The sequence below is a fragment of the Allochromatium humboldtianum genome (assembly GCF_013385175.1).
Classification (GTDB): domain Bacteria; phylum Pseudomonadota; class Gammaproteobacteria; order Chromatiales; family Chromatiaceae; genus Thermochromatium; species Thermochromatium humboldtianum.
The window spans coordinates 1-628 of sequence record NZ_JABZEO010000066.1 but is presented as its reverse complement, the minus strand read 5'-3'; the positions used below and the strand labels follow the sequence as shown (position 1 = coordinate 628).

Here is a 628-nt window from a genome sequence, read left to right as displayed (position 1 = left end):
TGAGGTGCCCTACGTTTTCCGTCTTCCAACGGATCGCCCTTATGCTGCCATGTCTTGCTGATCCTGTCGTTTGATCCAGTTCTGCAGGAACGTGGTTGGTGACAGATATCCCAAGGTGGAGTGGCGGCGGCTCCGGTTGTAGAACACGGCGATGTACTGAAACAGATCGCTCGTGGCCTCGTTGCGGGTCGCGTAGCTCAGGCCATGCACCCGCTCGTTCTTGAGGCTGTTGAAGAAGCTCTCAGTCGGGGCGTTGTCCCAGCAGTTGCCCTGGCGCGACATCGATCTGCGCATGCCGTAGGTGGCCAGGCGAGCCTGGTAAGCCTGACTGGCGTACTGGCTCCCGCGATCGGAATGGAACAGCGTCCCTGGCTCTGGGCGACGGTGCGACCATGCCATCGACAGCGCCTCAAGCACCAAGTCGGTCGTCATGCGCGGCTTGATCGACCAGCCGATCACCTCGCGGTTGAACAGATCGATCACGACCGCCAGGTACAGCCAGCCCTCGGCGGTAGCGATGTAGGTGATGTCGCCCGTCCAGACGCGATTGGGCGCCTCTGGCGCGAACTGCCGATCGAGCACATTCGGCGCCACCGGCAGGCTGTGCTTCGAGTCCGTCGTCGCCTTG

1 protein-coding gene is annotated in these 628 nt (G+C 62.1%); it reads right to left on the bottom strand.

Annotation, left to right across the window (positions count from 1 at the left end; all coding sequences use genetic code 11):
- Window positions 1-39 precede the first annotated feature (39 nt).
- Window positions 40-628, bottom strand: a 589-nt coding sequence (locus HW932_RS21510) for an IS3 family transposase (RefSeq protein ID WP_176978489.1), incomplete at its 5' end; no start/stop codon positions are given.